Origin of the sequence: Thalassospira sp., from assembly GCF_030690045.1 — a bacterium.
GTDB lineage: Bacteria > Pseudomonadota > Alphaproteobacteria > Rhodospirillales > Thalassospiraceae > Thalassospira.
Map to the genome: position 1 here is coordinate 58,804 of NZ_JAUYHK010000018.1, position 21,563 is coordinate 80,366.

At 57.6% G+C, this 21,563-nt stretch carries 23 protein-coding genes; 8 read left to right on the top strand and 15 right to left on the bottom strand.

Annotated features, from left to right (window positions below; all coding sequences use genetic code 11):
- From Q8O73_RS15310 to Q8O73_RS15325, 4 genes are all read right to left on the bottom strand, one after another.
- Entirely contained in the window at nt 1-402 is a 402-nt protein-coding gene (locus tag Q8O73_RS15310; RefSeq protein WP_305559057.1) for an NUDIX domain-containing protein, read from the bottom strand.
- On the bottom strand, nt 402-1,241 hold the full coding sequence (nadC, locus tag Q8O73_RS15315) for a carboxylating nicotinate-nucleotide diphosphorylase (protein ID WP_305559058.1): 840 nt from the start codon (nt 1,239-1,241) through the stop codon (nt 402-404). The genes Q8O73_RS15310 and nadC overlap by 1 nt, the downstream gene beginning before the upstream one ends.
- Nucleotides 1,242-1,321: 80 nt before the next feature.
- Nucleotides 1,322-2,353: a quinolinate synthase NadA gene (nadA, locus tag Q8O73_RS15320; RefSeq protein ID WP_305559059.1), complete on the bottom strand. Its 1,032-nt coding sequence runs from the start codon at nt 2,351-2,353 to the stop codon at nt 1,322-1,324.
- 150 nt (nt 2,354-2,503) lie between these two features.
- Complete coding sequence (locus Q8O73_RS15325; RefSeq protein ID WP_305559060.1) at nt 2,504-2,854, bottom strand: nuclear transport factor 2 family protein; 351 nt, start codon at nt 2,852-2,854, stop codon at nt 2,504-2,506.
- Nucleotides 2,855-3,222: 368 nt separating this feature from the next.
- Between Q8O73_RS15325 and Q8O73_RS15330 the strand changes: the two genes are divergently transcribed.
- Complete coding sequence (locus tag Q8O73_RS15330) at nt 3,223-3,585, top strand: hypothetical protein (protein ID WP_305559061.1); 363 nt, start codon at nt 3,223-3,225, stop codon at nt 3,583-3,585.
- Nucleotides 3,586-3,628: 43 nt separating this feature from the next.
- Here the strand turns inward: Q8O73_RS15330 and Q8O73_RS15335 are convergent, their stop codons facing one another.
- The 7 genes from Q8O73_RS15335 to fsa form a co-directional block, all read right to left on the bottom strand.
- Complete coding sequence (locus Q8O73_RS15335; RefSeq protein WP_305559062.1) at nt 3,629-5,017, bottom strand: glutamine synthetase family protein; 1,389 nt, start codon at nt 5,015-5,017, stop codon at nt 3,629-3,631.
- A gap of 4 nt (nt 5,018-5,021) precedes the next feature.
- The gene (locus tag Q8O73_RS15340) at nt 5,022-5,513 is read right to left on the bottom strand and encodes a class I SAM-dependent methyltransferase (RefSeq protein ID WP_305559063.1); all 492 of its coding nucleotides are present in this window, start codon (nt 5,511-5,513) and stop codon (nt 5,022-5,024) included.
- Nucleotides 5,514-5,530: 17 nt separating this feature from the next.
- Nucleotides 5,531-5,962 (bottom strand): VOC family protein, encoded by a 432-nt coding sequence (locus Q8O73_RS15345; protein WP_305559064.1) that lies wholly within the window; start codon nt 5,960-5,962, stop codon nt 5,531-5,533.
- A 4-nt stretch (nt 5,963-5,966) separates the two neighbouring features.
- Entirely contained in the window at nt 5,967-6,572 is a 606-nt protein-coding gene (locus Q8O73_RS15350) for a glutathione S-transferase (protein WP_305559065.1), read from the bottom strand.
- 97 nt (nt 6,573-6,669) lie between these two features.
- Nucleotides 6,670-7,599 (bottom strand): tyrosine recombinase XerC, encoded by a 930-nt coding sequence (locus Q8O73_RS15355; protein WP_305559066.1) that lies wholly within the window; start codon nt 7,597-7,599, stop codon nt 6,670-6,672.
- 8 nt (nt 7,600-7,607) lie between these two features.
- Nucleotides 7,608-8,318 carry a DUF484 family protein gene (locus Q8O73_RS15360; protein ID WP_305559067.1) on the bottom strand — a complete coding sequence of 237 codons (711 nt, stop codon included), beginning with the start codon at nt 8,316-8,318 and terminating at the stop codon, nt 7,608-7,610.
- Between the two features lie 36 nt (nt 8,319-8,354).
- A complete protein-coding gene (gene fsa / locus Q8O73_RS15365; protein ID WP_305559068.1) occupies nt 8,355-9,011 on the bottom strand; it encodes a fructose-6-phosphate aldolase in 657 nt (218 codons plus the stop codon).
- Nucleotides 9,012-9,146: 135 nt separating this feature from the next.
- On the opposite strand from fsa, the gene Q8O73_RS15370 reads away from it, so the two are divergent.
- The gene (locus Q8O73_RS15370) at nt 9,147-11,354 is read left to right on the top strand and encodes a primosomal protein N' (protein ID WP_305559069.1); all 2,208 of its coding nucleotides are present in this window, start codon (nt 9,147-9,149) and stop codon (nt 11,352-11,354) included.
- Nucleotides 11,355-11,356: 2 nt separating this feature from the next.
- On the opposite strand, the gene Q8O73_RS15375 is transcribed toward Q8O73_RS15370, so the two are convergent.
- Nucleotides 11,357-12,181 carry an ABC transporter substrate-binding protein gene (locus Q8O73_RS15375; protein WP_305559070.1) on the bottom strand — a complete coding sequence of 275 codons (825 nt, stop codon included), beginning with the start codon at nt 12,179-12,181 and terminating at the stop codon, nt 11,357-11,359.
- An 83-nt stretch (nt 12,182-12,264) separates the two neighbouring features.
- On the opposite strand from Q8O73_RS15375, the gene Q8O73_RS15380 reads away from it, so the two are divergent.
- Entirely contained in the window at nt 12,265-12,585 is a 321-nt protein-coding gene (locus Q8O73_RS15380) for a MazG-like family protein (protein ID WP_305559071.1), read from the top strand.
- Nucleotides 12,586-12,610: 25 nt separating this feature from the next.
- Here Q8O73_RS15380 and Q8O73_RS15385 read toward each other — a convergent pair whose 3' ends face one another.
- Entirely contained in the window at nt 12,611-13,051 is a 441-nt protein-coding gene (locus Q8O73_RS15385) for a hypothetical protein (RefSeq protein ID WP_305559072.1), read from the bottom strand.
- 361 nt (nt 13,052-13,412) lie between these two features.
- Here Q8O73_RS15385 and Q8O73_RS15390 point away from each other — a divergent pair, with 361 nt between their 5' ends.
- Genes Q8O73_RS15390 through atpC form a run of 5 tightly spaced genes read left to right on the top strand, consistent with a single transcriptional unit; the run spans nt 13,413 to nt 18,339 of the window.
- On the top strand, nt 13,413-13,970 hold the full coding sequence (locus Q8O73_RS15390; protein WP_305559073.1) for a F0F1 ATP synthase subunit delta: 558 nt from the start codon (nt 13,413-13,415) through the stop codon (nt 13,968-13,970).
- The gene (gene atpA, locus Q8O73_RS15395; protein WP_305559074.1) at nt 13,970-15,502 is read left to right on the top strand and encodes a F0F1 ATP synthase subunit alpha; all 1,533 of its coding nucleotides are present in this window, start codon (nt 13,970-13,972) and stop codon (nt 15,500-15,502) included. The genes Q8O73_RS15390 and atpA overlap by 1 nt, the downstream gene beginning before the upstream one ends.
- A gap of 34 nt (nt 15,503-15,536) precedes the next feature.
- Nucleotides 15,537-16,427 carry a F0F1 ATP synthase subunit gamma gene (locus tag Q8O73_RS15400; protein WP_305559075.1) on the top strand — a complete coding sequence of 297 codons (891 nt, stop codon included), beginning with the start codon at nt 15,537-15,539 and terminating at the stop codon, nt 16,425-16,427.
- Nucleotides 16,428-16,476: 49 nt separating this feature from the next.
- Nucleotides 16,477-17,895: a F0F1 ATP synthase subunit beta gene (atpD, locus tag Q8O73_RS15405; protein WP_305559076.1), complete on the top strand. Its 1,419-nt coding sequence runs from the start codon at nt 16,477-16,479 to the stop codon at nt 17,893-17,895.
- Nucleotides 17,896-17,934: 39 nt separating this feature from the next.
- Complete coding sequence (gene atpC, locus Q8O73_RS15410; protein WP_305559077.1) at nt 17,935-18,339, top strand: ATP synthase F1 subunit epsilon; 405 nt, start codon at nt 17,935-17,937, stop codon at nt 18,337-18,339.
- A gap of 58 nt (nt 18,340-18,397) precedes the next feature.
- Here the strand turns inward: atpC and Q8O73_RS15415 are convergent, their stop codons facing one another.
- The gene (locus Q8O73_RS15415) at nt 18,398-20,944 is read right to left on the bottom strand and encodes an ABC transporter permease (RefSeq protein ID WP_305559078.1); all 2,547 of its coding nucleotides are present in this window, start codon (nt 20,942-20,944) and stop codon (nt 18,398-18,400) included.
- A 36-nt stretch (nt 20,945-20,980) separates the two neighbouring features.
- Complete coding sequence (locus Q8O73_RS15420; RefSeq protein ID WP_305559079.1) at nt 20,981-21,427, bottom strand: response regulator; 447 nt, start codon at nt 21,425-21,427, stop codon at nt 20,981-20,983.
- Nucleotides 21,428-21,563 lie beyond the last annotated feature (136 nt).

Sequence of the window (21,563 nt, forward strand, 5' to 3'; positions counted from 1 at the left end):
TCAGATATCGCACAGGGTGGTGGCAATCCGTTGCCCCATCGGGGCCATCAGATACCGGTCCGCCGGGCCCAGCCAGGCATATTCGGCAATTTCGCGACCGGGTTGAAATTGCCCGGTGTAACCGGCCGAAAAGCAGGTCATTTCGATCCGGGCATCGGGTGGTAAATTATGGCCCGTTCCGGTGAAAATACCCAGCCGGGTCAGGCTGTCGGGGATCAGGGCGACACCCAGTTCCTCGTGAATTTCGCGGATCAGGGCGTCTTGCGGGCTTTCCCCGGCGTCAATCTTGCCGCCGGGCAGGTAAAACCTGTCCCGGTTCCGGGTTCGGACGGCAAGGATTTTTGTCCCGTCGGTCAGAACCCAGTTGGCGGTGCGGATCAGTAAGGGAATTGGACCGGGCATTACAGAATTGCCACATCCAGTCCGATATCGACCGCCGGGGCGGACTGGGTAATTCGCCCGACCGAGACATAATCAACGCCGGTGGCGGCAATGGCGGCGATGGTATCAAGGCGCACGCCGCCCGATGCCTCGGTCTTGCAACGCCCGGCAACGATGGCAACCGCCTGGCGCAGCATGTCGGGTGTCATGTTATCAAGCAGGATGATATCGGCCCCGGCGTCGGTGGCCTCGCGAACCTGATCAAGGGTATCGCATTCGACCTCGATCTTTGGCAGATTGGCAGCACGGGCCGATTGCACGCATTGTGTGATGGATCCGACGACGCCAATATGGTTGTCCTTGATCATCACCCCGTCATACAGCCCCATGCGGTGATTTTGCGCCCCGCCCATGCGGGTGGCATATTTTTCCAGCTTGCGCCATCCCGGCAGGGTCTTGCGGGTATCAAGCAATGTCGCGGTGCTGTTGCCCATCGCGGCGACATAATGTGCTGTGGTGGTGGCAATGCCCGACAGATGTTGCAGGGTGTTCAGCGCGGTGCGTTCGGCGGTCAGAATGCCGCGTGCCGATCCTTCGACCACGGCCAGAATGCCTTTGGCCGCCACGCGGTCGCCGTCTTTGCACTGCGCCTGGATTTTGGCATCCGGCACCAGTTTGCGAAAACAGTCCAGGGCGATATCCAGCCCGGCCACCACGATATCCTCGCGGGTTTCAAGGGCAACCCGCAGCCGGGCGGTTTCGGGGATCACATGGTTCGATGTGATGTCGCCGGGGCCGATATCCTCGGCAAAGGCGCGGTCGATAAAATCGGAAATCTCGGCCGGAGTCAGGACGGTCATGAGGGGCTGCCGTGTTTGGAAGGAAAGGGGCATAAAACAGCCCCGCAAGACAAAAGCCGTGCGGGGCTGTGATGATGATATCAGGCCGCGACATTCGTGCTGTCGGGTTTGAGCGGAATGCCTTGCGACATTTCCAGCATCCGTTCCAGCGGCTTGACCGCCGCAAGGCGCAAATCTTCGGGCATGATGATTTGCGGGCCGTTATTGACCAGACACAGATAGAGTTTTTCCAGCGTATTCAGTTCCATGAACGGGCAGTTGTTGCAGGCACAACTGCCATCGGCACCGGGCACGGGGATGAAGGTTTTGTGCGGGGCGGCCTTTTCCATCTGGTGGATGATGTGGGGTTCGGTCGCGATCAGATATTTCTGATCCGGGCCGTTGATCACATATTCCAGAATGGCGCGGGTTGACCCGATCTGATCGGCATGGCGCAAAATGCCGTCAGGGCATTCCGGGTGGGCGGCAATTTTGGCATCCGGATTTTGCGTTTTCAGGCGGATCAGTTCGCGTTCGGAAAACTGTTCATGGACGATGCACGACCCGTTCCAAAGCGTCATGTCGCGCCCGGTTTTCTTGGCAAGATAAGCACCAAGATGACGGTCGGGCGCCCACAGGATCGGTTTATCAAGCGGGATCTGATCGATGATTTCGGCGGCGTTTGACGATGTGACGATGATGTCGGACGCGGCCTTTACCTCGGCCGAGCAATTGATATAGGTGACCGAGACATGATCGGGATGGGCTTCGCGGAATTTGCGAAACGGTTCGGGCTGACACGAATCTTCCAGCGAACATCCGGCCTTGGAATCGGGCAGCAGAACGGTTTTTTGTGGGCTGAGGATTTTGGCGACTTCGGCCATAAACCGCACCCCGCAAAACACGATGACATCGGCATCGGTGGCCGCGGCCTTGCGCGACAGATCAAGACTGTCACCGACAAAATCGGCAATATCCTGAATTTCGCCATCCTGATAATAATGCGCCAGAATGATCGCGTTTTTCTCTTTCTTGAGGCGGGCAATCTCCGCTTCAAGATCAAGGGTCGGATCAATCTGGGTAACAGACATCGCATCGGCGCGGGCTTCTGCGATTGTTGTAATCTGATTCATGGCGTTTACTCGTCTCGCCTCTGTGCAACCCGGAGATAATCAGCGGGAACCGATGTTGCAAGTTGATGACTTTGTTAAATCCTGAATATCGCCATCGCGGGGCAAAGGCAAGGGAATGGGGGCGATGCCAAATCCGGCAAGCTGGCGGGATTAGGCCTTGGTAAAGAAACTGGCTTTGCGGATGTGATTGTCCTCAATCTCATAGACGCACACCATTTCGACCGATCCCTTGCCCGCGGCGAAGTTGCGCGTGACCATTTCATGGTCGATGACAATCGTGCCGACAACCAGCCGGTTTAGAAGTTCCGCCGACAGGTCCGGCTCGGCAAACCGGGTTTCAAAGCGCGGGCGGATTTCCGCATGGCCCTTTGCCAGAAGGTCGCCATGCAAGACATAAAGTTCGGCATCCTGTGCATAGCATTTCAGAAGGGCGTCGATATCTTTTGCATTATAGGCGTCAAGCTGTGCCTGAACGATGGCATGGGGTGTCCTGTTTTTCATCGCAATTCCTGTAATAGAGAGGGGCCATTTTTGACAGTAATATCAGCGTGCAACAATCAGAATATGGTATTTGAGAACGCCCCGGCAAACATTGGTGTTGCAAAAATGTCATAAAAATGTGTATAAGGAGGGCCGGTATTCATGTGCCGGTTCTATCCGAAGATTTCTGTTTTTGATGTCGGGCCTTGTGTCGTGTAAACGCGCCGGGTGCCGTTATGGCCCCGAATGTCATAGAACCGGTTGTCATCTGCATCCGTTTTAACCGAAATCCGCCAGACCACATCCGATCCTGTTTTCGGGGCAGCCGTCAAGGGCTTCTCCGTTTTGTTGTTTTATTGTTGGCCCGCCAACGCAGAAGGAAACGTCCCATGACAATGCGCACCCTTACCAAAACCGTGACATTCTCAAGACGGTTCAGCCTGCGGGGACTGGCAGAAGTTCTGCCGTCGGGCGCTTATAGCGTCACCACCATACAGGAACTGCCCGAAGGTGTGACTTATCCGGTGTATCGCACGGTTTCGACGCAAATTCAGTTGCAGGGCGATGCCGGGGATGCCGGTCGTCTGATGACGATTGACCCGCGCGATCTGGAAACCGCGATCTTGCAGGATCAACGATCCCTTGATGCGCGGGAAAAAACCACGGGTCGGCAAAAACAGGCGATCCGTTCGCCCCGCCGCCGTGCGGCCTTTAAATTCGATGAAATGGACAAGAACGTCCGCCAGGCCTGAGCCTCAAAGAGGCCCAAGACCGACAGCACGAGGTAGCCTGTGGCTACACCGTAAACCCGTAAAGCTCCCATTCCGCGTTTGAAACTTCCAGCGCCATGCGGTGATATTCGGCCCGTTTGATGGCACCAAAGGCCGTATGCAGGCAATCGCCAAGGGCGTGTCGGGTGAAGGCGGACTGATCGAAACGGTCAATTGCTTCAAGCCAGCCTTGCGGCAGGTCACCGGGTTTTTTGGCGGCGTTCATTTCGTCATTGGACGGTGCGCCGGGATCGGTTTTGTGTTCGATGCCGTCAAGGGCGGCGGCAAGGGTGACGGTGGCAACCAGATAGGGATTGGCATCAACCCCGGCAACGCGATGTTCAAAATGCCGGGTTTTGCCCGGCTGACCCGGCACACGGATGGCAACATTGCGGTTTTCAATGCCCCAGTCATCCGATGCCGGGGAATAAACCGCCGAGGCAAAGCGCCGCCATGAATTCATAAACGGGGCGAGAACCAGCATGGTATCGCCAATCGTTCCGCGAATGCCACCAATCGCATGAAGCATCAGGGGGCTTAGGGACCCGTCCGGCTGATCGGCAAACAGGTTATTGCCATCCCCATCGGCCAGCGACAGATGCAGATGCATGCCCGATCCGGCCTCGTGGCCGAAGGGTTTGGGCATAAAGCAGGCCTCCAGCCCGAAGCGCCTTGCACAGGTGCGGATCAGGCGTTTGGCGATGATCACATCATCGGCGGCCCGCAACAGATCGCGATAGCGGATGGTCAGTTCATATTGCCCCGGCGCATATTCGGAAATCAGGGTTTCCAGCGTCAGGCCCAGATGGGCCGCGCCTGCGTAAATCGCATCAAACAGCGGCGACATTTCATCAAGTTCATCGACCGACATGGTATTGCGCAGATTGCTGTGCCGATTGGTCAGGACATAGGGCGCGGGGCGATAGCGCCCGTCGGGCGTTTTTTGCGGATCGATCAGATAAAATTCAAGTTCAAACGCGCCCATCGGGGTGAAACCGGCGGCCTTTGCGCGGTCAATCTGGCGGGCAAGGGCCGGGCGCGGTTCGCCTGCCACCGGTGATCCGTCATCGTGATACATGCTGATCAGCAATTGCCCGCGTTTGGTGTGGGGCAGATAGCCGAGCGTGCCGGGGATCGGCCAGCAGCGTTTGTCGCCGCCGCCTTCGGTCATGACAAGGCCGGATGCCGCCACATCGTCGCCCGCCACATCCTGCCCGAACAGCGACATCGGCAGCGCCCGGCCTGCGGTATAAACCCCTTCAAGTTCATGACGGCGGATGGTCTTGCCCCGGCCAATACCGTGACAATCGGTCAGAAACACGTCAATCGCCTGCATATCGGGGTATTTTTCAAGAAAGGCCAAAGCCTCGGCAAGGTCGGCACCCCCGGGTGCAAGCGGTGTGGTTCCGGTCATGATATTACCCCTGATAACGCCGGAAGAAATACCGGTCCTGCGGCACGCCATCGGGCAGCGGCTCGGCGATGGTGCCCGGCACGTCGATTTTCTGATCGGAGGCGACAATCGCACCTGTGATCAGGGCGGTTGGCAATGTCTGGCCGATAAAGGCGGCGATTTTGGCGTTCAGGGCCTCGTCCCCGGTGCCGACATCGGAATGCACCAGCGCGACCTTGCCCTTGAATCGTTCGACGGCACGGGGCAGGGTTTCAAAAATATCGCCCAGAAACAGGTGATCCTCATCGGGAATACATTTGGGATGGGCGGCAATTTGCCGGTCAAACACATAAATTTCCCGATCCGGCAGGGTTTCACGCAAATGATCAAAGGTGCGGCCATTGCCCAGACCGATTTCAAAAACCAGCCCGTCATGATCCTTGATCATATCGGCGGCGGCATTCAGGCAGTCGCGCTGGGCTTGCAGGCGGCGGATGACGCTATTGAGGCGGGACATATATTTTCTCTCTCCGGTCAGGGCATGTCTGGAATATCGGGCAGCGGGTAAAAGACCGCGCCAGCAGGCGGATGGATGCGATACTGCGCCAGTCGCGATTGCCAGTCGCCGCTATGAATTTCAAGGCGGTGGCCGTCAGGATCAAGGAAATAAAGCGATGCGCCTTCGCTTTTGTTGTCCTGCCATTCCGGGATATTACCGGCACGCAGGCGTTCGGCCAGTGTGGCAAAGGCATCGGGCGCGACATCAAGGGCAATATGGGTATAATTTTGCGCCGGTTTCGGGGCGTCGTCGGCAAGGCTGAGGCACAGCCAGATATCGCCGAGCAACAAATACGCCCCGGTGTTCCAGCGCATCAGGGGCCGTGCATCCAGAACAGCCGTGTAAAACCCGAAACTGCGTTCAAGGTCCCACACGGCCAGCGTCAGATGATTAAGGCCCCGGATCACGGAATCAGACCTGTGGCACGGTGGTGTCAAAGGCCGGAACACGGGCGCGGAAATCATCCAGCCATGTTACCAGTGCCGGGTAACCGGCCCGCCATGCGCCGTCAAAGCGGAAATCAAGATAGCCCAGCGCACAGGCCACGGCAAAATGCCCGATGGTCAGATCGCCGGTCAGGGATGGCGGATTGGCGGCCAGCATCGTCAGGCTGCGGGTGATTTTGTCGGCCTGATAATCCACCCAGTCCTGATGGCGTTTGTCATCGGGGCGCATGCGTTTTTCATAGACCTGCAAAATTGCCGCATCGACAATCCCGTCACCCAATGATTGCAGGGTCAGGGCCTGCCAGCGGGCATCGCCGGTGGCCGGATGCAGGGTTTTGCCATTGGCCAGCGTGTCGAGATACTCGCAGATCACCCGCGAATCAAAAATCTTTTGCCCGTCATCGAGAATCAGAACCGGAATTTTGCCCAGCGGATTTTGGTTGCGCAGGCTGTCGTCCGGGTTGTTGGTGTCGGCTGTTTCGATGGTCAGTCCGTCATAAAGCCCCAGATATTTTGCCGCCATCTTGACCTTGCGGCCAAAGGGCGAGGGGATCGAGGAACGCAGAATCATGGAATTTCTCCGGTATTTTTCAACATATTGTGCGCAGTGTAAGGGGGAATGCCGGACAAATTGAACCGATAAATTTTAAAATCGGCGTATAAATCGATTAACGGGCGCGCGGATGGGTGCCGTTATAAACCGCCATCAAATGATTGCTATCCACTGCCGTATAGCGTTGCGTGGTTGACAGCGACGCATGACCCAGCAAATCCTGAATGGTGCGCAAATCCCCGCCCCCGGCCAAAAGATGGGTGGCAAAGGAATGACGCATTGCATGCGGGGTGGCGGTATCGGGCAGGTTCAAAAGGGCGCGGATGCGGCGCATTTCGCGTTGCGCCACCTGTGCGACCAGCCGTTTGCCGCGGGCGCCGACAAAAATCGGGTCCATGCCATCGGGGGCATAGGGGCAGGCGGCAAGATAATCGTTAATGGCGTCGCGCACCACTGGCAGGACCGGCACCAGACGCTGTTTGTTGCCCTTGCCGGTGACGACGAGCGTATCGCCCGTGGGCCGGTCGCAGGCATTGAGGTCCAGCGCCTCGGCAATACGCAGGCCACAGCCATACAGCAGGGTAAACAGCGCAATATTGCGTTTTGCCAGCCACGGTTCATCCTGAAACGCCCCGGCATTGTCCAGCACGGCCAGCGCATCCGCAGGTGCCAGCGGTTTGGGCACGGATTGCGGCAATTTCGGATTGCGCAGCGTGGTCAGGGCGGCATTGTGGCCGCGCCCGGAACGATCCAGAAACCGGTAAAAATTGCGCAACGACGACAGGGCGCGGGCGGTGGATGTTTTGGCCATGCCGTCCATCGTGCGCCGCGCCAGCCAGCTTCGGAAATCACGCGGGCCAAGGGTCATCAGGGCGGTCAGATCGGGGCACTGGCCCTGATGGCCGGTGACAAAGCCCAGAAAGGCATAAAGATCGGCCAGATAATTGTCGCTGGTATGGGGCGAGGCCCGCCGTTCAGACACCAGCCATTGTCGCCAGTCGGCAATCGCCGCCCGCAGATCGGCAGGCAGGTTGATGGCGGTCATTGCATTGTTTATTCCGGGGCTGTCAACCATCGGCGCACCCCGAATTCGATGACGGATGCCAGAAACAGCACCAGATCATTGCCCTGTACCGGACTGAAATAATCCGGTTCGGCGACGCCAAAGGCGACAAGCCCGACCGGATCGCCATAAAATGGGGCAAGCCGCACCAGGGCGGCAGACCGGACAATATCGGCCCGCGGGCCGAAAATCGCCTCGTCCCCGGCATGGTCGGGCACCATCCAGACATCCTGATCTTCGCCCAGAACCTGATCCACCGCGCCTGCGGTCAGGCGGCGGACCCGCCCGCCGCATCGGGGAATCGGTGCTTGTGCATGTTCTTCAAAACAGATCGCAATGCAATCAAGGTCCAGAAGATCGGGGACCAGATCCTGCAAGGCTTCGACAAAGGTTTCAAAACCCTTGGCATTGAGCAAGGCCAGCACCGCACGGTGAATGCGCTGCTGGGTTTCAAGATTGGATCGCGAAATATGGATCAGTTCGCTGGTGGCACCGCGCAACTTGTCGCTTTCGGCCCGCAGGCGTTCAACGATATAGTGCTGCATGTCGGCAACGCCGGAACCATGCTGTCGCACCGGCATTTCAAGACCATCGAGCAAATTCTGCCTATGCCGGAAAAAATCCGGGTTTTCGGCAAGATACTGTGCGACGTCTTCGGCGCTGGGGGCGGGTTTCAGCAAGGATTCCGGCATTTCCGTCATGGTGTCACTTTCGGTATCAGGTGTATCGCTGTCAGATTACAGAATCGACTGACCGGTTTTTTCCCAGTCGGCCAAAAAGGTTTCCAGACCCTTTTCGGTCAGCGGGTGTTTGAATAACTGGCCCAGAACCTGTGGCGGAATGGTGACGACATCGGCACCCAGACGGGCCGAATCGACAACATGCTGCGGACCACGGGCCGAGGCGACCAGGACTTCGGTTTCCCATTCCGGGTAATTGGCGTAAACGTCCACAATATCGGCGATCAGTTGCATGCCATCGGACGAAATATCGTCCAGACGCCCGACGAACGGCGAAACATAGGTCGCACCGGCCTTGGCGGCCAGAATGGCCTGACCAACCGAAAAGCACAGGGTGACGTTGGTTTTGACACCTTCGTCGCTGAAGGTTTTGCAGGCTTTGAGCCCGTCGGGGGTCAGCGGCAGCTTGACGACGACGTTGTCGGCGATTTTGGCAAGCTTGCGGCCTTCGGCGACCATGGTTTCGTAATCGGTGGCGGCGACTTCGGCGCTGACCGGGCCGTCAACGACCTCACAGATTTCCTTGATCAGGTCAAGGAACGGACGGCCAGCCTTGGCGACCAGCGACGGATTGGTGGTGACGCCGTCCACAAGGCCGGATTTGGCGAGTTCGCGGATGGCGTCGATGTCGGCGGTGTCGATGAAAAACTTCATTGTATTTCCTGCTGATGAAGACCGTTGTTCGATGATGCAGATAACTGCTATTGCCTGTGGGACCGTTTTGTTGTCCGCCCGAAGCGACAATGAATTTTCGTCCGCCCGAGCATATCGTGACGGGGTTTATAATATATGAGCGCCGCAAAGGCCACATCGGGAAATCTGTTTGCGCAGGCAAGTGTCAGTGTTTTGCCGCCCCTGCCGCTGGCCGGTCCCTATGATTATCTTGTACCTCAAGGGCTTGTGGTGCAGCCGGGCGATTTTGTCGAAATTCCGCTGGGACGGCAGGCGCAACGTGGAGTGGTGTGGGGGGAGGCCAAAGGCGATGTTGATCCGGCAAAGCTGAAAGAAATTTACGGACTCCTGCCCGCAGAACCCCTGTCGGATGTTTCACGCAAATTTATTGACTGGGTCGCGGCCTATACCATGACGCCGCCCGGTGCGGTGCTGCGTATGGCCATGAGCGCACCCGATGCGCTCGATGCGGTCAAGCAATTGTTTTTGTTCACCCTTGCCGGTGAAAATGTCGATGCCGACATTCGCATGACGCCGACGCGCCAGCGTGTGCTGGATCTGTTGCGCGATAACCCGCCGATGGAACAGGGTGATATCCTGCGCGAAACCGGGGTGGGGGCCAGCGTGATCAAGGGATTGCTGGAGGCAGGTCTGCTGCGCCGGGTGATGGTCGATCCGCCGTCGCCGTTTCGACGGCCCGATCTTGATCTTCCGGCCCCTGATTTGTCCGATGACCAGAAACAGGCCGCCGGGCATTTGTGCGACAAGGTTGCCGATGACGGGTTTTCGGTGACGTTGCTCGATGGTGTGACCGGGTCCGGCAAGACCGAGGTTTATTTCGAGGCGGTGCGTGACGCCCTTGCACGTGGCAAACAGGTTTTGGTTCTGTTGCCGGAAATCGCCCTGTCGGCACAATGGCTGGACCGGTTTCGCAGCCGTTTTGGTGTGGAACCGGCCCTGTGGCATTCCGAAGTCGGACAGGCGCGGCGGCGCGATACATGGCGGGCGGTGGCTGATGGCACGGCGTCGCTGGTGGTGGGGGCGCGATCCGCGTTGTTTTTGCCCTATCGCGATCTGGGCCTGATTGTGGTGGATGAAGAACATGAACATGCCTTCAAACAGGAAGAAGGCGTGATTTATCATGCCCGCGACATGGCGGTGGCCCGCGGGCATCTGGGCGCGTTTCCGGTTATTCTGGCATCGGCGACGCCGTCGCTTGAAACATTGGCGAATGTCGGGGCCGGGCGGTATGACCGGGTGGAACTGGGGCAACGTCATGGTCTGGCGGTGATGCCGACCGTTGAAATCGTCGATATCCGGCAGGACCGACCCGAACGGCAACGCTGGATCACACCGACCCTGAAACAGCGGCTGGTGGAAACCTTTGCTGCCGGGGAACAGGCGCTTTTGTTTCTGAACCGGCGGGGCTATGCGCCGCTGACATTGTGCCGGGCCTGTGGTCACCGGTTTCAATGCCCCAATTGTACCGCCTGGCTGGTTGAACACCGGGCATGGGGAAAATTGCAATGCCATCATTGCGGTTATACGGCGAAGGCCCCGGATTCGTGCCCGGCCTGCGGGGCGGAGGAAAAACTGGCGGCCTGCGGGCCGGGGGTGGAGCGGCTGTTTGAAGAAGCGGTTGAAACATTCCCCAATTTGAAAATCGAGGTTGCGACATCGGACAATATTGCCGGACCAAAGGCGGCGGCCGCCCTGATTGACCGGGTGCATCGTCACGAGGTCGATCTTTTGATCGGTACCCAGATATTGGCCAAGGGATATCATTTTCCGATGCTGACGCTGGTGGGTGTGGTTGATGCCGATCTGGGCCTGTCGGGCGGAGATTTGCGGGCGGCGGAACGCAGTTATCAATTGATGACGCAGGTTTCGGGCCGGGCGGGGCGCGGGGATCGGCCCGGCACGGTGATTTTGCAGACTGCCGATCCGTCGAATCGCGTGATCAAGGCGATTGCGGCGGGGGATCGTGATGCCTTTAACCAGGTGGAATTGTCGGAACGGCTGGCGCATGGCATGCCGCCGCACGGGCGGCTGGCGGCCCTGATTGTATCGGGCAAAAAGGAAAACGAGGTGGACGAAGCCGCATGGCGGCTGGGCCGGGCGGCCCCGCGCGGGGAAAATATGATGGTTCTGGGCCCGGCCCCGGCCCCGTTATCGTTATTGCGCGGGCGGTATCGCAGACGGTTTCTGGTGCGGGTCGATAAACAGGTGCGGCTGCAATCGGTGATCCATGACTGGCTATCGCGGGTGAAAACACCGGGCAGTGTCCGCATCCAGATCGATATTGATCCCTACAGCTTTATGTAGGGTCAGTCTGTCTGTTGTTGTGAGCGCCACCAGTCCAGCCCGTCCGGGCCAAGGTAATCCTGATAAATTTGCGCCAGCCGCCCGTTATTGCGCATGGCAAGCAGGATGGCGTCATAACGGCGCAGGAATTTTTCCTTGTCCGGGTAATCCGACGCCTTGGACATCACATTATAATAGGCCGCCCGGCGCAACGGGGTTTCGAGAAAATGCAATTGCGGGCGCAGGCCGTTATCCAGGGTTTCATAAAGGGTGCTGAGAAAATTGACCGGCACCACATCAAACCGTTTTTGCAATAACATCGGAATCAGCAAATCATTTTTGGCGACGGTTTCAATATCCAGCCCGGCATTCCAGAATTCCGGCGTATAGGAAAAACCCGCCGCCGCCCCGATACGCCAGGGGGCAAGATCGGGCAAATCGTTAAACCGGATGTGATTTCGATCCGCCGCCCGGATCACGAAACGCCAGTCCAGAATCAGATGTGCAATATCGGGATAAAGGCCAAAATCCTGCCGGTCGGTCGATTTTGACAGGGTCAGAACAATGTCCGATGACCCGTTTCGTGCGTTATAAAGCAGGCGTTTGCCGCTATCGACCAGACGGAATTCATAATCATCAATGCCCATTTCCGACAGGATGTCGCGCATGATGTCGATATCAATGCCGCGAATGACGCCGTTATCGTCCCATTTAAGCGGGGCTTCGTTCAGCCCTTCGATGATCAGGGTGCGAGCCTGTGCGGCAATTGGCATCATCAACAGCACAAAGGGCAACAAAACCCGGCACAGACCGCGAAACTTCCGAAATTGTGCCCGAAATCCGGCCATGTCCATTTTGCTCCCTTGACCAACGCGGGTCTTTTTGCCTGTCTGTAAAACAGACATTTGGAGAATGGTAAGGTTTAGATCTGATGCACAATAGTGAAAAAACAACGACAAAAGATGAAGATCAGGCGTCGATCTGTGCCTGGGCCGAAGAAATTTTCGGCCCGGTGCGCGAGCCGGTCGCGCTGGTGGATCGGGCGAAACTGGAAATGGATGAGTTGCGTGAGGCGGTGGAAGCCGTCGATCAGAATGAAATCGGGCGTGAAGCCGCAGATGTCCTGATCCTGCTTTATCGGCTGGCCGATCAGTTCGGCATTGATCTGGATGGGTCGGTGCAGGCCAAGATGGCGATCAACCGGGCGCGGAGATGGCAAGCCGCCGGGGATGGCACCGGATCACATATATAATGTGATCCGGTGGGATGGTTTTGGCCTAGTTCGAGAAAACCATTGTGGATTGAGCGGCCAGCGGGGCCGATGCCGCCGGGTAATTCGGGGCGGTAATCATTGCATGGGTCGGGGATTTGCCGCCGCTGGGATAAATCCATGATCCGACTTCGTATTTTTTGCCGTCCTGTGTTGCGGTCAGGGGGGATACCACCGCAGAACAGGGCACCATGAAAACGCTGGTGTCCGCACCAAAGCCGGACTGGCGATCATTTGCCATCGTCTGATAGGTAGCCGGGGCAAGATCGACAAAAACCGATACGCCATTGGCGGCATCCTGATCGTCGTAATAGGCGCGATTTTCGATATTCCAGGGCGATCCGGTGCCGGTATCGACAAACCGGTAATAACCGGTCTGGCAGGCTTGGGCCGACATTGCGGCGCATGTCAGGGTGAGGGCCAGCGGGGCCAGAAGAAACAGTTTCATCAGATATCTCCGGTTGGATGTCAGGTTCCTTATGACGGGAAGCCTTTGCCGCTGTGACGCGGTTTGTTTTGAAAGGGATTCGCACCCAAAACCGGCCAATCGGGTGTCTGTCATCGGATGATGAGACTTTGGCAGCATGAAACCGGCCCGGATCATGCCGGAAATCAGGCATCTGACCGCCCGATGCAGGCCAATTTTCGCAAGATTGAAAAAGACCGGGGAAATGGCGTTGCGCGGGGGTTGCTCCGGTCAAGGACATGTGATACCAAACGCACGCTTCCCGGAAGGCGTGCCATCCGGGGGACCATTTTTTTATACCTATCCGAGTCGTTCTCATAACCAGAATTGAGGGCTTTCACCGGTGTCCCAAAATACTGCCGCGACCGGGCTGCAAGGGCGTTATGCCACCGCACTTTTTGAACTGGCCAATCAGGCCAGCCAGCTTGATGCTGTGAAAAACGATCTTGAATTGCTCGACCAGGTTATTGCGCAAAGCGATGACCTGCGGAATGTGCTCCGTAGTCCCGTGATTTCCCGGGACGTGCAGGCCAAGGCTATGGCGGCCCTTCTGGAAAAGCTTGGCATATCCGAGTTGACCAAAAAGACCGTTGGCCTCCTGTGTCAAAAGCGCCGCCTGTTCGTTCTGCCGGGCGTAATCAATGCTTACCTTTCCATGCTCTCGGCTCATCGGGGTGAAGTGACCGCTTTGGTTACTTCTGCATCCGAGCTGAAACAGGAACAGATCGACGCGGTAACCGTTGCTCTGAAGGAAGTTGTCGGTGCCACTGTGAAGGTGGACCTCAATGTCGATCCGGCGGTTCTTGGCGGTCTTGTCGTCAAGGTCGGTTCCCGGGTTTTTGATGCCTCGCTTCGCACCAAATTGCAGAAGCTCGAGCTCGCTATGAAAGGGGTTGCGTGATGGAAATCCGCGCTGCGGAAATCTCCGCTATTCTTAAAGAACAGATTGCCAATTTTGGTTCAGAAGCCGAAGTGGCCGAAGTCGGTCAGGTTCTGTCTGTCGGTGACGGTATCGCCCGTGTTCATGGCCTTGACAATGTTCAGGCCGGTGAACTGGTCGATTTCCCCGGCGGCATCAAGGGCATGGCGCTGAACCTTGAAGAAGACAATGTCGGTATCGTGATTTTCGGTTCCGACCGTGCGATTAAAGAAGGCGACATCGTCAAACGGACCGGCAACATCGTTGACGTTCCGGTTGGCAAGGGCCTGCTGGGTCGTGTTGTTGATGGTCTGGGTAACCCGATCGACGGCAAGGGCGACATCGTCAGCACCGAACGCCGTCTGGCCGACGTCAAGGCACCGGGCATCATCCCGCGTAAATCGGTTCATGAACCGGTTCAGACCGGGATCAAGTCGATTGACGCCCTGATCCCGATTGGCCGTGGCCAGCGCGAACTGATCATTGGCGACCGTCAGACCGGTAAAACGGCGATCATCGTCGATACCATCCTGAACCAGAAGCCGGTGAACGATGCGGCCAAAAATGACGGCGAAAAGATGTTCTGCATCTATGTCGCCATCGGCCAGAAACGTTCGACCGTTGCCCAGGTTGTCAAGGTTCTCGAAGAACGCGGCGCAATGGATTACACCATTGTTGTGGCGGCCACCGCATCCGAACCGGCACCGTTGCAGTTCCTTGCACCGTTTGTTGGTTGCGCGATGGGTGAATATTTCCGCGACAACGGCATGCATGCCACCATCTTCTATGATGACTTGACCAAGCAGGCTGTTGCGTATCGTCAGATGTCGCTGCTGCTGCGCCGTCCGCCGGGACGTGAAGCGTTTCCGGGCGACGTTTTCTATCTGCATTCCCGCCTTCTGGAACGTGCAGCCAAGATGAACGACGAAAACGGTGCGGGTTCGCTGACGGCATTGCCGGTTATTGAAACCCAGGGCAACGACGTGTCGGCCTTTATTCCGACCAACGTGATTTCGATCACCGACGGCCAGATCTTCCTTGAAACCGACCTGTTCTACAAGGGCGTCCGCCCGGCTGTGAACGTTGGTCTGTCGGTTTCGCGTGTGGGTTCTGCGGCCCAGATCAAGGCGATGAAGCAGGTTGCAGGTTCGATCAAGCTGGAACTGGCACAGTTCCGCGAAATGGAAGCCTTCGCCCAGTTTGCATCCGACCTTGACCCGGCCACCCAGAAGCTTCTGGCCCGTGGTGCGCGTCTGACCGAACTGCTCAAACAGCCGCAATATTCGCCGCTGAAGATCGAAGAGCAGGTCGTGGTGATCTACGCTGGCGTTAAAGGCTATCTGGACGGTGTTGCCCTTGGCAAGGTGCGTGCATTTGAAGCCCAGTATCTTTCCGAGATGCGGACTTCGGGTGCCAACATTCTTGAGGCAATCCGTACGGAAAAAGCGATGTCGGCAGACACCGAAACCAAGCTGAAGGCGTTCCTCGACAAGTTCGCGAAAACCTTCGCGTAAAAGTCTGAAACTTTAGGCGAAGGAGGAAACGCACATGGCCAATCTCAAGGAGCTGCGCTCGCGCATTGCCAGCGTCAAATCGACGAAGAAAATTACTTCGGCGATGAAGATGGTGGCAGCCTCCAAGCTCCGTCGTGCGCAGGATGCCGCGGAATCCGCACGTCCCTATGCTGATCGCATGGGGACGATGCTGGGCCGTCTGGCAGCTGCTGTTGGCGGGGCGCAAGGGGCGCCGAAGCTTATGGCCGGGACCGGCAAGGATGATGTGCATTTGCTGATCATCTTTACCGCCGATCGCGGTTTGTGCGGCGGTTTTAATGCGTCGATCGTCAAGGCGACCCGTATCAAGGTCCGTGCGCTGAAGGCGGCGGGCAAGACGGTGAAGCTGGTTTGCGTCGGCCGCAAGGGTGCGGATGCGCTCAAACGTGAATTTGGCGACGATATCGTTGCCCGGTATAGCGGCATCGAGGGCAAGAAGGGGATTGATTTCTCCGAGGCGTCCAAGGTTGCCGAGAAGATTCTGGCACTGTTTGATAACGGTGAATTCGATATCTGCACGGTCTTCTATAACAAGTTCGTGTCGGCGATTTCGCAGACTGTGACTGAACAGCAGCTTGTTCCGTTTGCGGCGGCATCGGTGGAAACCGATGCGACTGAAACCGGGACTTCGGCGATTTATGAATATGAACCGTCGGAAGAAGCCATTCTGGCTGATTTGCTGCCGCGTAATGTCGGTGTCCAGATTTTTGGTGCGATGCTGGAAAGCAGTGCATCCGAACACGGTGCGCGGATGTCCGCAATGGATAACGCAACCCGCAATGCCGGCGACATGATCGACAACCTGAGCATCGTTTACAACCGTTCGCGTCAGGCCCAGATCACCAATGAACTGATTGAAATCATTTCCGGCGCCGAGGCTTTGTAAGCGGGTCGCAGGAACAACGGATATATTGTCCGAGCAGGAGACAACACCTATGGCGAACAAGAAGGTGGGGAAAATTTCCCAGGTGATGGGCGCCGTCGTCGACGTTAAGTTCGACGATGAACTGCCGTCCATCCTCAATGCGCTGCATGTTGATAACAACGGGCAGCGTCTGGTTCTTGAAGTGGCACAGCATCTTGGTGAAAAGGCGGTCCGTACGATCGCAATGGACACCACCGAAGGTCTGCGCCGCGGACAGGAAGTTATCGATACTGGCGATGCGATCCAGGTTCCGGTCGGTCCGGAAACCCTTGGCCGTATCCTGAACGTGATCGGCGAGCCGGTTGACGAACGCGGCCCGGTTAACGCCAAAATGACGTTGCCGATCCACCGTGAAGCACCGTCCTTTATGGATCAGTCCACCGAAACCGAAATCCTCAGCACGGGCATCAAGGTCATCGACCTGATCGCACCGTACACCAAGGGTGGTAAAATCGGTCTGTTCGGTGGTGCGGGCGTGGGTAAAACCGTTCTCATCATGGAACTGATCAACAACGTGGCCAAAGGCCACGGCGGTTATTCGGTTTTCGCCGGTGTGGGTGAACGTACCCGTGAAGGCAACGACCTGTACCATGAAATGATGGATTCGGGCGTTATCAACCTTGAGGGAACGTCCAAAGCCGCACTTGTTTACGGCCAGATGAACGAACCCCCTGGGGCCCGTGCCCGTGTCGCCCTGACCGGTCTGACCTTGGCGGAATATTTCCGTGACGAAGAAGGCCAGGACGTGCTGTTCTTCGTGGACAACATTTTCCGCTTTACCCAGGCTGGTTCCGAAGTGTCCGCCCTTCTGGGTCGTATCCCGTCGGCAGTGGGCTATCAGCCGACACTGGCCACCGACATGGGTGCGCTTCAGGAACGTATTACCTCGACCAAAAAAGGGTCGATTACATCGGTTCAGGCGATTTACGTCCCTGCCGACGACTTGACCGACCCGGCCCCGGCAACCTCGTTTGCCCACCTTGACGCCACCACGACGCTGAACCGCAAGATTGCCGAGCTTGGCATCTATCCGGCAGTGGACCCGCTTGACTCCACCTCACGCGCGCTTGATCCGAGCGTGGTGGGCGAAGAGCATTACACTGTTGCCCGTGACGTGCAGCGTATTTTGCAGACCTACAAGTCCTTGCAGGACATCATCGCCATTCTCGGCATGGACGAACTGTCGGAAGAAGATAAACTGGTTGTGGCCCGTGCCCGCAAAATCCAGCGTTTCCTGTCGCAGCCGTTCCACGTTGCCGAAGTGTTTACCGGTACGCCGGGCGTGTTTGTCCAGCTTGAAGATACGATCAAGGCGTTCAAGGCTATCGTCGCTGGTGAGTATGACCATATGCCCGAACAGGCATTCTATATGGTCGGCACGATCGAAGAAGCCATCGAAAAAGCCAGGAAGATGGCCGAAGCTGCTTGATGCAGCTTCGCCCCCTCCGGGTAAGGAGCGAGGACTGTCATGACTGATACGACTGTACTGGAACTGGTATCGCCTTCTGCCCTGCTCAAATCCGAGCCGGTCGAGATGGTCGTTGTTCCGGGCACGGACGGGAATTTTGGTGTGTTGCCCAGGCACGCACCGATGATCTCGACCATCCGTCCCGGTGTCATCGAAATCTATGAAGGTGGCAAGGTTTCAGAGCGGATCTTCGTTGCCGGTGGTGTTGCCGAGGTGAACCCCGAACGCTGTACCATTCTGGCCGAAGAAGCCGTTGCGGTTTCCGACATCAAGGCAGACGAAGCCCAGGCAGCCCTTGTCGCCGCCGAAGCCGACCTGCAAGCCGCCAGCACGGCGCATGAGACGGCCAATGCCGAACATGCACTGAAGGTGGCCCGTGCCCGGATTGCGGCACTGAAAAACTGATCGTTCGGGACTATCAAGACCTTAGGGGCCGCTGCATCATGCAGCGGCCCTTTTCTTTTTATCCACGCCAGCCCGGCTGGCGATGCAGGGCGCGGGATTGCAAGGCCATGCCGGTCAGGGCGGCCAGAATGCCGATGCCGGTCACAAGGCCCGCCACCGGGATGACCGGAACCATCAGGGGCGCACCATCGGTCAGGGAGGTGATGGCAATTTGCGCCAGAACCATCCCGATGCCACCCGCCAGCAGGGTGGCGGTCAGGCCGGTGATCAGCAATTCAAGACTGCCGGTGGCGATGATCTGCCCCGGACGCACCCCCAGAACCCGCAGCATTGCCGTATCGTGCAGGCGGTGTTGTGTGAGGGCGGCCAGCGCCCCGCCGGTGACAAACAGGGCGGCAAGGATGGTCAGGGTTACAAGCCCGGTCAGAAGATGGGCAATCTGATCGAACAACCCGGTCAGTTGGGCCAATACTGGTTTGATTGCAATCATCGGCACCGCTGGATAGTGATCCTGCAAATATGCCGCGATGCGGGTTTGCGCATCCGGATTGGTTGTGATGGCACTGACCACCCCATGCGGCGGAATGGTGCGTGGCGGGGATAAAATGATTGGAAAATCAAGGTCCAGACGGGTCCAGTCGATCCGCCGCAAGGCGGCAATGGTGACGATGGTGGGGTGTCCCAGAATATTCAGCGTCATCTGATCGCCGATCCCGATGCCAAGTCCGGCGGCAATATTGGCATCAAGGGCGGCAACTTGCCCGGTTGCCGGTTGATCATCCCACCATGCCCCGGCGATCAGGGGGCGGTCATCGGGCGGGGTGGCGGACCATGACAGGCCCCGATCCCCGCGAATGACCCAGGCAATATCCCGCGGGACCGGCCAGTTGGCAACGGCAATGCCTTTGATATGGGTGATGCGGCCATGCAGGAACGGCATCTGGCGAATTTGCGTCACATCGGGAAGGCGGCGGGCATCCTGTTCAAATTGACCGGCCTGATCGGGCGGAAGATCAAAAAACACCAGATCGGGGGACTGGGCAGGCAGGATATTGCGCAAATGATGTGATGCCTGATGCCCAAGCCCCACAAGGGCAATCATCAGACTGGCTGTCATGCCCAAGGCCATGACAATGGCCGGAGCCGCGGAGCCGGGCCGGGCGATATTGCGCAAGGCCAGCCGCGCCACCGGATGCCGGACACGTTCGGACATCAACCGGCAGATCACCTGCAAAGCCATCCCTGCCAGTCGGAAAAAACCAAGACACAGCGCCAATATGACAGCAAAAATCGCAGCAAATAGCGGTGATCCGGTCATGGAGAGCAGCAATAAAAGGGCCAGCATCACCAGCAAAAAGGTGACGGCGAGGGGAACGATCATCACCCGCCGGGGCAAGACAGGAAGTGTTTGGTGGCGAAATAACAGGGCAGGGCGGGTCTGGCAGGCCCGTGTGACGGGCAGAATCGCAAAAATCAGGGCGAACAGAAAGGCAAAGCCGACGGCCTGCAATAACGGGGCAGGATGCAGGGTAAAAGCCTGTTTAGGGAAAAACAGGCCGGTCAACGGCGCCTGAACCGCCAGTGCCACGATCAGCCCGGCCAGAGTCGCCACCCCGGCGGCACCCAGAATTTGCAGCAATAACAATGTCAGGATTTGCCGTTGCGATGCGCCAAGGCTGCGCAGGATGGCAATCGTGGTTTGACGGCCTGCCAGATGGGCGCGGACGGCCCCGCCAATACCAATCGCACAAATCACAAAGACCGCCAGCCCGGTCAGACTGACAAAATCATTGGCAAGGCCGGTCAGGCGTTCAATCCCCGGAATGCCATCCCCGGCATTGACAATGCGCCAGCCCGCATCGGGAAATCGGGTTTCGATAGCGTGGATGATGTCGGGGGCCTGATCGGGCTGTGCCAGTTTCAGGCGGGCATACCAATATGTCTGGGTGCCGGGATGCGCCAGCCCGGCCGGGACAAGGTTGTTTTGCGAGATCAGGATGCGCGGACCCAGACGAAACAGCCGAAAGGCCCGTTCGGGTTCGCGGTCCAGAACAGCACGCAGGGTAAAATCCGCCGATCCGATGCGGACGACATCCCCGATGGCAAGCCCGGTTTGATCCAGAAAGTCGGCATCGACAATCGCCCCCGACATGCCATCGACCGGGGCCAGCACATCCATAGGCCGACCATCCGGCAACAGTGCAAGATCGCCATATAACGGATAGGCGGCATCAATCGCCTTGAGTTCCGACAGAACGGCAGCACCGCCTTGTGCGGGGGCAACCATCACCCGCATTTCGGCGGTTTCGCTGTAGGTGCCGTATTGTTGCAGGAAATCGCGTTCGGTCGTGGAGGGGGGCCGGTGAAACAGCCGCAAGGACAGATCGCCGCCGATGGTTTGCTGGGCCGAGAGGCGGGTTGCCTCGCGGATCGAGGATGTGACAGACCCGATACTGGCAAGGCAGGCGACGGCGAAAGTCAGGGCAAGGATCAGAAACCAGATACCATGCCGCCCGTTCCCGCGTGGGGATCGCCTGATATCGCGCCATGCAGGCAAGACAGACCGGGCAGATTCAGCAAGACGAAACGCGAAATCCTGTAACACAGCAGACACCGGCAGTTGGGCAGGCAATGGCAAGCATTACCGCGAGGGGGTCAGTGCGGTGCCAAGCCAGAAGGTTTCGATCATTTTCATCAGATCGATAAATTCCGTGACATCAACCGGCTTGCGCAAATAGCAATTGGCCCCGGCAGCATAACACAGATCGACATCGCGTTCGGCCCCGGATGTTGTGAGGATGATCACCGGAATACTGGCCGAGAGGGGATTGTTGCGGATATCGCGCAACATTTCGCGGCCATCCTTGCGCGGCATATTAAGGTCCAGCAGAATCAGGCGCGGACGTGGCGCATTGCGATAGGGACCATCCTGTTGCAGGAATTGCAGCGCGGTCATGCCATCCTTGACGTGATGCAATGTGACAGGATGCGTAAATTCCTTCAATGCCTCGTGTACCAGACGGGCATCGCCGGGATTGTCTTCAATCAGCAAAAGATCGTTAGTGGTCGATCCGGTCCCATCAGACATTAGTATGACTCTTTATTCTTAAGAAGGGGGTGGGTGAAATCAGAATACCCCAAAAAATCAGACATGGTTATAGCCAGTCTTATTCTCATATAGAAGGGGACATTGTTTTTTTCTGTTCAACCTTGCGGTAATTTGA

Coding starts and splice junctions, on each gene's coding strand:
- Q8O73_RS15310 (WP_305559057.1), bottom strand. CDS start 402: ATGCCCGGTCCAATTCCCTTACTGATCCGCACCGCCAACTGGGTTCTG.
- nadC (WP_305559058.1), bottom strand. CDS start 1,241: ATGACCGTCCTGACTCCGGCCGAGATTTCCGATTTTATCGACCGCGCC.
- nadA (WP_305559059.1), bottom strand. CDS start 2,353: ATGAATCAGATTACAACAATCGCAGAAGCCCGCGCCGATGCGATGTCT.
- Q8O73_RS15325 (WP_305559060.1), bottom strand. CDS start 2,854: ATGAAAAACAGGACACCCCATGCCATCGTTCAGGCACAGCTTGACGCC.
- Q8O73_RS15330 (WP_305559061.1), top strand. CDS start 3,223: ATGACAATGCGCACCCTTACCAAAACCGTGACATTCTCAAGACGGTTC.
- Q8O73_RS15335 (WP_305559062.1), bottom strand. CDS start 5,017: ATGACCGGAACCACACCGCTTGCACCCGGGGGTGCCGACCTTGCCGAG.
- Q8O73_RS15340 (WP_305559063.1), bottom strand. CDS start 5,513: ATGTCCCGCCTCAATAGCGTCATCCGCCGCCTGCAAGCCCAGCGCGAC.
- Q8O73_RS15350 (WP_305559065.1), bottom strand. CDS start 6,572: ATGATTCTGCGTTCCTCGATCCCCTCGCCCTTTGGCCGCAAGGTCAAG.
- Q8O73_RS15355 (WP_305559066.1), bottom strand. CDS start 7,599: ATGACCGCCATCAACCTGCCTGCCGATCTGCGGGCGGCGATTGCCGAC.
- Q8O73_RS15360 (WP_305559067.1), bottom strand. CDS start 8,318: ATGACGGAAATGCCGGAATCCTTGCTGAAACCCGCCCCCAGCGCCGAA.
- fsa (WP_305559068.1), bottom strand. CDS start 9,011: ATGAAGTTTTTCATCGACACCGCCGACATCGACGCCATCCGCGAACTC.
- Q8O73_RS15370 (WP_305559069.1), top strand. CDS start 9,147: ATGAGCGCCGCAAAGGCCACATCGGGAAATCTGTTTGCGCAGGCAAGT.
- Q8O73_RS15375 (WP_305559070.1), bottom strand. CDS start 12,181: ATGGCCGGATTTCGGGCACAATTTCGGAAGTTTCGCGGTCTGTGCCGG.
- Q8O73_RS15380 (WP_305559071.1), top strand. CDS start 12,265: ATGCACAATAGTGAAAAAACAACGACAAAAGATGAAGATCAGGCGTCG.
- Q8O73_RS15385 (WP_305559072.1), bottom strand. CDS start 13,051: ATGAAACTGTTTCTTCTGGCCCCGCTGGCCCTCACCCTGACATGCGCC.
- atpA (WP_305559074.1), top strand. CDS start 13,970: ATGGAAATCCGCGCTGCGGAAATCTCCGCTATTCTTAAAGAACAGATT.
- Q8O73_RS15400 (WP_305559075.1), top strand. CDS start 15,537: ATGGCCAATCTCAAGGAGCTGCGCTCGCGCATTGCCAGCGTCAAATCG.
- atpD (WP_305559076.1), top strand. CDS start 16,477: ATGGCGAACAAGAAGGTGGGGAAAATTTCCCAGGTGATGGGCGCCGTC.
- atpC (WP_305559077.1), top strand. CDS start 17,935: ATGACTGATACGACTGTACTGGAACTGGTATCGCCTTCTGCCCTGCTC.
- Q8O73_RS15420 (WP_305559079.1), bottom strand. CDS start 21,427: ATGTCTGATGGGACCGGATCGACCACTAACGATCTTTTGCTGATTGAA.